The organism is Mycobacterium colombiense (assembly GCF_001665835.1).
In the GTDB taxonomy this organism is placed as follows: Bacteria; Actinomycetota; Actinomycetes; order Mycobacteriales; family Mycobacteriaceae; genus Mycobacterium; species Mycobacterium colombiense_A.
This window is the reverse complement of sequence record NZ_LZSX01000075.1, coordinates 1-7,996: the sequence shown is the minus strand read 5'-3', so window position 1 is coordinate 7,996 and position 7,996 is coordinate 1. Positions and strand designations below refer to the sequence as shown.

Sequence of the window (7,996 nt, the reverse complement as noted above, 5' to 3'; positions counted from 1 at the left end):
CGGTCTTTTTGCAAGCGCAACACGCCATCCGAGCTTAGCTGCAGTCTCGTGGGCTCGGAGATGTGTATAAGAGACAGCACCCAACCCGCTCCGCCTGTGGCGCCGCCGCAGGCGCCCCAAACCGGCCCTCACAGCGGTCTCCCCACGGGCGATGAGTTACCCGACCGCGGCTGGCGGCGCGTCGTGCGTCTGGTCACCTTCGGCCTGATCAACCTGGGCCCGTCGCCCGCCCAGCAGCAGGAGGCCCGGTTCGAGGCGGCCATCCGGACCCGCCTGTACGGCAACCGCAAGGTGGGCGTGTTGGGCAAGGGCGGCGTCGGAAAGACGTCGGTGGCCGCGAGTGTGGGCTCGTTGTTCGCCGGACTGCGCAATCAGGACCACGTCGTGGCGATCGATGCCGATACCGCCTTCGGCCGGCTCAGCAGCCGCATCGATCCCGCCTCGACGGGCTCGTTCTGGGAACTCACCGCCGACAAGAACCTGCGGTCGTTCGACGACGTGGTGGCGCGGCTGGGCCGTAATCCCGCGGGTCTTCACGTGCTCGCCGGCGAACCGGCGTCGGGCCCACGCCGGGTGCTCGATCCGGCGATGTACCGGGAGGCCGCGCTGCGGCTGGACCGCCATTTCACGATCTCGGTCGTCGACTGCGGCTCGACGATGGACTCGCCGCTCACCCAGGAAGTCCTGCGCGACCTGGATGCGCTGATCGTGGTGTCCTCGCCCTGGGCGGACGGCGCGTCCGCCGCCGCGCGGACCATGGAGTGGCTGGCGGACCAGGGCTTGGACACGCTGCTGCGGCACACCATCGTGGTGCTCAACGATTCGGACGGACATGCCGACAAACGCACCCGGGCCTTGCTGGCTCGCGAGTTCACCGATCACGGCCGGCCGGTCATCGAGGTGCCCTACGACCCCCACCTGCGGCCGGGCGGCGTCATCGACGTGAGCCACGAGATGGCCCCGGCCACGCGCCGCAAATTCCTCGAAGTCACCGCGACCATCGCCGGCTACTTCGCGGCGCGTCCCGACGGCGCGAAAGACCAGCGGCCGACGGACAAGTGAGCACTAGGCGCGCGCCGAGGGGTCGGCGATCGCCTCGATCTTCATCACCCGGGATTCGCGGATCGTCAGCACGATGACGGCGAACAGGCGGCGCTCGCTGAAGGCCAGCAGTACCGGTCCCCCCACCGGGCCGCTGACCAGGGTCACGTCCGGCCACAGGTAGCGCAGCAGGTTGGTGGCCACAGCATCCGGCCCGTGGTTGATCTGTGGTGGCGGGGCCGGATCCGCAAGGATCGTGCCCACGCCCCACACCGTCGGATCCAGCACGGCCGCCAGCGCTTGAAGGTCACCGTTGGCGCAGGCGGCGATGAACTTTTCGGTGACCAGCTGGTGTTCGGCGGGGGCGACATCGGCCAACTTCGGTTGCGCCGCTTCGAATTTGGAGCGTGCGCGCCGCGCCAGCTGACGGCAGGTGCCGACCGGGCGGCCCACGGTCTGCGAGATCGACTCGAAGGGGACGCCGAATACGTCGTGCAGCACGAAGGCGACCCGTTCACCGGGACTGAGCCTGCGCAAGACTTCGAGCAGCGCGGTGCGGATCTCGTCGTCGAGGGTGACCCGGTCCGCCGGGTCGACGCGGCGCGGCGCGGGTCGGTCTTCGATGTCGCCCGGGCGCTCGTACCGGGCGCGGGCCGAGCGCACCTGGTCGAGGCAGAGGCGGCTCGCCACCACGGTCAGCCAGCCGCGGGTGTCCTCGATCTCGCTGATGTCGGCGCGCGAAAGCCGCAGAAAGGCCTCTTGCGCAATGTCTTCCGCCTCGCCGATGTCGCCCAGCATCTGGTAGCCGAGGTTGACCAGGTACGGGCGGTGCCGACGCCAGGCCTCGCTGACCTGATCGCTGGCTGACGGCGACTGGTTCATGACTCTTCGACGATCCGCTGGGGCAAAAAGTTACAAGTTCTGCGATGTAACTTTCCCACCTTTTGCCCCGTCGTTTCAGCAGTGCAGGAAGTTCACGGAAGGAACCCCATCATGACCATCGTCGTCACGGGCGCGACCGGCAACGTCGGGCGTCCACTCGTCACCGAACTGCTCGCCGCGGGAGCCCACGTTCGGGCGGTCACCCGGCAACCGGCACCGGCCGGCTTTCCCCCGGAGGTCGAGGTGTTCGGTTCGGCCGGCGCCGCGCTGCCCGGCGCCGCCGCGGTGTTCCTGAACTCGCGGGCCCTGGGTGGGCAACTGGAGGAGGTGGTGGCCCAATGCGCGCGGGACGGAGTCACCAAACTTGTCGCGCTGTCGGCGATCAATGCCGATGACGACGTCGACCGGCAACCGTCCCGGTTCCGCGGGGACCGCAACAGGGAGGTCGAACGCCTCGCCGTCGCCTCCGGTCTGGCCTGGGTGAGCCTGCGGCCCACGGTGTTCGCGACCAACTTCGCCGGCATGTGGTCCGCGCAGATCCGCTCCGGCGACGTGGTCGCCGGGCCATACGCCGCCGCGTCGACGGCGCCCATCGTCGAAGCGGACATCTCGGGTGTTGCGGCCCACGCGCTGCTCACCGATGACCTTGTCGGACAGCGGATCCCGCTGACCGGTCCCCGGTCGTTCACCAACTCGGAGCTGGTCGAGGTCATCGGCAGTGTCCTGGGCCGGGCGCTGCAGTATCGCGAGATCCCCACCGATGCCGTGCGACAACGATTCATCGGTTTGGGTTTCGGCAGCGGCTTCGCCGACGCCTACATCGCCATGCTTGCCGAGACGCTCGACACCCCCGCCCCGGTGACCCACGACGTGGAGAAGATCCTTGGCCGCCCGCCAGTTCCGTTCGCGCACTGGGTTTCCGAACACCGCAGCATGTTCGCCAACGAGAAAGTAGGAATCTGAGATGACCGATCCGCGTCCCCCGCGCTACCTCAAGCCGATGAACAAGTTCATGATGGCTGTCCAACGGCTCGGCATTCCGACCGGTCCCGCCATGGTACTCACCGTGCCCGGCCGCAAGTCGGGTCAACCACGGAGCACCCCGATGACGCCGTTCAGCTTCCGGGACGGCCTCTATGTGGTGGCGGGCTATCCCGGTGCCGACTGGGCGGCCAATGCCCGGGCGGCGGGCACCGGCACTCTCAGCCGGGGTCGACGGTCACGCAGCGTCCGGATCGTCGAACTCTCCGCCAGTGAGGCCCGGCCGGTGCTGCGGGCGTTCCCCATCGAAGTTCCGGTGGGGGTGGCGTTCGCGAAGCGGTCGGGGATGGTGCGCGACGGAACGGCTGACGAATTCGAAGCACTGGCGGGGCGGCTCGCCGTCTTCCGCTTCGATCCGGCGTAGCGACTACCAGACGATGGCCGCCATGTCGCGGTTGTCCGAACACACGCTGCGCACCGCGGCCTGAAGGTCGGCCGCGGTGATGATCTGCAGATCCTCGACGGTCACCGGCTGGCCCGCGCGCTTCTGTGCGACCACTCGGGTGTCACGAAAGCCCTCGGCGCGTTCGACGACGTTGCGGGCGAACCTGCCGTTCTGCATGGCGTCGATGCCGTGGCGCCCGCCGGGAGTGGTGTAGTTGCGGATGGTCGTCGCCGCGTCCAGGAACGTTTCGCGGGCGCCGTCGTCGAGCAGGCTGGCGCGCGGCGTCGCGTAGCGGTGCGCGATCTCGACGATCTCGGCCGGCGAATAGGACTCGAAGCGCAGCTTGCGGTTGAACCGGCCGGCCAAACCCGGGTTCACGGTGAGGAACGCATCCACCTGGTCTTCGTAGCCCGCCCCGATGAAACAGAAGTCGAATCGGTGGGCTTCCAACGCAACCAGGAGCTGGTTGACGGCCTCCATGCCGATCATGTCGGGTGTGCCATCCTGATGGCGCTCGATCAGGGAATAGAACTCATCCATGAAAATGATTCGCCCGAGCGACTTTTCGATCAGTTCGTTGGTCTTGGGCCCCGACTCGCCGATGAAGTGGCCGCAGAAATCCGAACGGCGCACCTCCCGGATCTCGGGGTGCCGCACGATTCCCATGCCGGCATAGATCTTGCCCAGGGCTTCGGCGGTGGTGGTCTTACCGGTACCGGGCGGGCCGACCAGAAGCATGTGGTTGGTCTGGCCCTCCACCGGCAGGCCATGCTCGAGCCGCATCGTCCGCACCTCGAGCTGGTCTTCCAGCGCCGCGACCGCTGCCTTGACGGCGGCCAGTCCCACCTGTTTGGCCAGCAGCTTGCGCCCCTCGGCCAACAGCTCGGCGCGCCGACCGGCGGCGGCGTCGTCGTCGAGTTCGTCGCGGCTCTTGGCCGACGAGGCGTCCCACCGGTCGGTGCGGCTCTCGATGGTTTCCTCGTCCGTCACGACCAGGTGCAGGTTCGGGTCGGCCAGCGCCTCTTTGGCCGCCTCGGTCAGGACCCCGTTGATGGTGGCCTTGGAGAGCCAGACCTGGGCCTTGTCCTCCTCACGCAGCTGCCGGTGCACCATCCCCCGCACATAGGCCAGATCGGCGACCAGCAGCGGAATGTCGGCGGGACCGATCGATGCCGTCAGCACGTCGGCGTCGAAGCGCGACGATGACTGGGTGTGCCCGATCACGTCGACGCGGTCCAGCCAGTCCAGGGCGACCCGGCCCTGGCCGAGGTGGGCGGCAGCGTGAGCGGCCAGCGCGCAAATCGACGCTGTCACAGCCGACATGACGATGGCGTGCGCGGGCAGCTCGTCGGCCGCGGCCAACAGCACGTCGGCCCAGCGTTGCGTGCGGTACATCAGGAACGTCCGGGCCAACTGGTGCCACTGATAGTTGGTCCACGAGTCCAGCAGGTCACGGTTGGCCAGCAGCCTGTCGGCCTCGGCGTACTCCCCGGCGATCGTCAACGCGGAGGCCAACGCCAGCCCGACCTGTGAGGCGTCGGTGACGGTGATGCCGATGTAGGGGCCCAGCTGTATCTCGGCGGCCAGCGTCTGCCCGATGCGCGTGGTCTCGCGGTGCAGCCATTCGCTGGTGGCGTACAGCTGTCGCAACGACGCCAGGTCATTGTCGCCGCACGCGATGCGTCCCAGCCACGCGTCGGCCATCGACTGGTCGGCGTCGGTGGCGGCAGCGAACTCCGGCAACGCCGCCGCCCGGCCCTGCCTGCTCTTGATCGCCATGGCGCGGTCGAAATGCCTTCGGGCAGTTTGTAAATCACCCATCATGTCCCCCATCCCGAGCACCGTGGATATGGTCGCCGGAGTTGCGGTCGGCCGCCTCCGGCCGATTCGAGCTGTCGCCGCAACCGCTACGTGCGCTCATCACACTGTGCCTCAAACTCGCCTTACCGACCCGCTACGTGCCGACCGAAATACTTACCGGCTCAAGACTGACGTAGCGGTTCTCGGCACGGAACATGTCCATCTCGACAAGCCAATTCTCTCCTGCTGCACTGACATTCACCACCGACGGGCCGATCTGCTCGATGATCACCTCGAAGCCGTGCCGTTGTCCCTCGGAGAGCCTGGTCCCCCCGGGAGCGACGGTGATCACAGTGGCCGGGCGCGGGGTGGGCGAGATCGCGGCCTCGATAACTCCGCTTTCGGCGGCCCCTAAGCTGTTGCCCCGTCGCGCAACGTACTCGACCACGCTCACGGTGGTCCGTGGTGCGGGACGCGAGCTGCTCACGACGCTGATCTCCGGCATCCGGACGCTGACCCAGCGTGACATGTCGCGGGTGTGCACGCAGACCCGCTCGCCGGCGCCCGCGGTGCGGATCACAATCCGCTTGGCGATCGGGTCGTCCGCCGCGACGAATACGCGCGACAACTCACCGGCATCCGTGACCGGCATCAGCAGCCGATCGCCGTTGCTGAGCTTGCCGATCAGCACACCCGACGGCCCGATCTCGGTGACCAGTTGCGGCGGCAGCGGGCTGCGCCGAATGCCCCGCAGGTGTGGAAGCGGACCGCACATGTTCGCGGCCGCCGCGGCCGCCTGCTCGCCGTTGAGCCGGCGCAGGATCACGCTGGGCGGGGTCGGCGCCGGCGTCGGCGTGCGCACGGTGATGGTCGCGGTGCATTCGGCGTCCGGGTAGACCGTCACGTTCTGGATGACCTCGTCGGCGCGCAGCGTCCACGCCTGCGAGAGGTTGCGCGACGTGATCGCCTCGGCCGGATACGCGTAGGTGGTCATCCAACCCGCTTCTCCGCGTATGGCTTTCCATTTCTGCGCGCTTCCCGATACCGCGTCCCACCCGAGCCGGCGGTCGAGCTCGACCAGGTCGGTGGCGGTGGCGACCTTCGCCCGCAGCCCTTGGCAGCGCAACAATCCCGCGATGCGTTGTGCGACCGAAATGGCCGCCGCGCCAACGGTCGTGCGCCAGAACAGGGCTTGGGCGTTGTCGATCACCGCCAGCCGCATGATCAGCCATGTCTCACGGCGGCCCGCGTAGGGCGGCGTTCCGATCTCGGAGTCGTACACCCGCGGAAAGTCCCCGATCGTGCCGTGCCGCGATCCGATGGTGACCACGCTGACCGAATCGAGCTGCAGGCCCAGGGCCTGATGCAGCATCGGCACCAATTCGACGATGTCGAGCACGTTTTCGGTCTCGACGGTCACCGAGCCGGTCACCATGGTCGCGCGGTGCCCCCGGCCGAGCAGCTGCACCGCGACCACGGCGACCCCGTCTTGCATGCGGACACCGCCCCCGGATCGGTTGTTGGCGACGGTGATCGGGGCAGCCCAGTCGATCGGGCGCCGGCCGCGCCGCCACAACACGGCCCACGACCACGCCGGCTGGCCCCACCAACGCACGAAGACCAGCGCGATTCCCACCACCACGGCGACGGCCGCGCCGATGTAGCCGCCCACAAGCCAGCTGACGAGCGCGAGGAGGAACACCACCCAGACGCCGATCACCCGGCGGTTGCTACCGGGGGTGAACCCGGTCAGGTCGGGCCTCATCGAGCCCTGCGCAATCGCGCGGCGATCGCGGACACCAGCACACCGGCGGCCACGATCCCCAGGAATCCGATGGCGATGTTGCGTGCCCGGTGGTCGGGCGGCGGGGGCGGCGGGGCCGGGGTGATGACCCGGCTCTGCGCACCCGGGGGCATCCGATCGCCCGGCGGAATGTTGAACGTCAACGCGGCGACCGGGTCTACCAACCCGTACCCGACCTTATTGTCAACGCCCGCAGGCGGATTGTGCGCCGACTGCACGATCCGATTGATCACCTGATGCGCGCTGAGCTCCGGAAATTTCGCCCGCACCAACGCCGCCACGCCGCTGACGTAGGCCGCCGAGAAACTGGTACCCCAGAACGGCATGTTCTTCTCGCCCGGCCGCGACGGAGGGTAGGCATTGACCGGGCCGCCGCCCTGGGGGGAGAGGCCCATGATGTGGGTTCCCGGTGCGGCCACACCGACCCAGGGACCCGACATGCTCTTGTCGAGCGGGGCGCCGCCGGCGTCGACGGCGCCCACCGACAGGACGTAATCGGAAAACCACGAGGGCGCCGAGACGATCTTGACCTGATGCCAGTCCCGGGGATCCGACGGGTCCAGCGGGTCATACGACGGGTTGTTGTTACAGCCGGCCTCGCCGTCGTTACCCGCGGCCGCGACGATCACCGCGTCCTTCGCGGTGGACGCGTACCACAGCGCCGCCCCCAGCGCTCGCTGATCGGCAGGCGACGCCGCGGGCAGGCACGAGGTGACCGATATGTTGATCACCTTCGCCCCCATGTTCGCGGCGTGAACCACCGCGCGCGCAACCGAATTCAGCGTCCCGGCCTTGACCTTCTCATCGGAGTAGGGATCCCCCGGTGGCGGGTTGACCGGCTCGAAGGCTCGTGACGACTGCCGGATCGAGATGATGGTCGCGTGCGGGGCGACCCCCACCACCCCATCGGGCGCTCCGGGTGGCAGCGGCGGCACGGCGGGTTCGTCCTCGGTCTGGGGATCGGCCGGTCCGTTCGACGCGGCCGTGGCGCCCCCGCCCTCCGGCGGCGGCGGAGGGGGCGGTGGCTGTCTCTTATACACATC

At 68.6% G+C, this 7,996-nt stretch carries 7 protein-coding genes; 3 read left to right on the top strand and 4 right to left on the bottom strand.

Annotated elements, in window-relative coordinates:
- The first annotated feature begins 60 nt into the window (after nt 1-60).
- The gene (locus A5760_RS17700; RefSeq protein WP_231122660.1) at nt 61-1,062 is read left to right on the top strand and encodes a MinD/ParA family ATP-binding protein; all 1,002 of its coding nucleotides are present in this window, start codon (nt 61-63) and stop codon (nt 1,060-1,062) included.
- Between the two features lie 3 nt (nt 1,063-1,065).
- Here A5760_RS17700 and sigI read toward each other — a convergent pair whose 3' ends face one another.
- A complete protein-coding gene (sigI, locus tag A5760_RS17695; RefSeq protein WP_064883093.1) occupies nt 1,066-1,923 on the bottom strand; it encodes an RNA polymerase sigma factor SigI in 858 nt (285 codons plus the stop codon).
- A gap of 111 nt (nt 1,924-2,034) precedes the next feature.
- Between sigI and A5760_RS17690 the strand changes: the two genes are divergently transcribed.
- Both A5760_RS17690 and A5760_RS17685 read left to right on the top strand, forming a co-directional pair.
- Nucleotides 2,035-2,886 carry an NAD(P)H-binding protein gene (locus A5760_RS17690; protein ID WP_064883091.1) on the top strand — a complete coding sequence of 284 codons (852 nt, stop codon included), beginning with the start codon at nt 2,035-2,037 and terminating at the stop codon, nt 2,884-2,886.
- Nucleotide 2,887: 1 nt separating this feature from the next.
- Nucleotides 2,888-3,328: a nitroreductase family deazaflavin-dependent oxidoreductase gene (locus A5760_RS17685; RefSeq protein ID WP_064883089.1), complete on the top strand. Its 441-nt coding sequence runs from the start codon at nt 2,888-2,890 to the stop codon at nt 3,326-3,328.
- 3 nt (nt 3,329-3,331) lie between these two features.
- Here the strand turns inward: A5760_RS17685 and eccA2 are convergent, their stop codons facing one another.
- The 3 genes from eccA2 to mycP all read right to left on the bottom strand — a co-directional run.
- Nucleotides 3,332-5,173 carry a type VII secretion system ESX-2 AAA family ATPase EccA2 gene (gene eccA2, locus A5760_RS17680; protein ID WP_064883097.1) on the bottom strand — a complete coding sequence of 614 codons (1,842 nt, stop codon included), beginning with the start codon at nt 5,171-5,173 and terminating at the stop codon, nt 3,332-3,334.
- A 130-nt stretch (nt 5,174-5,303) separates the two neighbouring features.
- On the bottom strand, nt 5,304-6,914 hold the full coding sequence (gene eccE / locus A5760_RS17675) for a type VII secretion protein EccE (protein ID WP_064883087.1): 1,611 nt from the start codon (nt 6,912-6,914) through the stop codon (nt 5,304-5,306).
- Nucleotides 6,911-7,996, bottom strand: a 1,086-nt coding sequence (mycP, locus tag A5760_RS17670; protein WP_064883085.1) for a type VII secretion-associated serine protease mycosin, incomplete at its 5' end; no start/stop codon positions are given. The genes mycP and eccE, both read right to left, overlap by 4 nt.

What these genes read in the sequence shown, in the direction of transcription:
- A5760_RS17685 (WP_064883089.1), top strand. Translation starts at nt 2,888, where the DNA reads ATGACCGATCCGCGTCCCCCGCGCTACCTCAAGCCGATGAACAAGTTC.
- eccA2 (WP_064883097.1), bottom strand. Translation starts at nt 5,173, where the DNA reads ATGATGGGTGATTTACAAACTGCCCGAAGGCATTTCGACCGCGCCATG.
- A5760_RS17700 (WP_231122660.1), top strand. Translation starts at nt 61, where the DNA reads ATGTGTATAAGAGACAGCACCCAACCCGCTCCGCCTGTGGCGCCGCCG.
- eccE (WP_064883087.1), bottom strand. Translation starts at nt 6,914, where the DNA reads ATGAGGCCCGACCTGACCGGGTTCACCCCCGGTAGCAACCGCCGGGTG.
- sigI (WP_064883093.1), bottom strand. Translation starts at nt 1,923, where the DNA reads ATGAACCAGTCGCCGTCAGCCAGCGATCAGGTCAGCGAGGCCTGGCGT.
- A5760_RS17690 (WP_064883091.1), top strand. Translation starts at nt 2,035, where the DNA reads ATGACCATCGTCGTCACGGGCGCGACCGGCAACGTCGGGCGTCCACTC.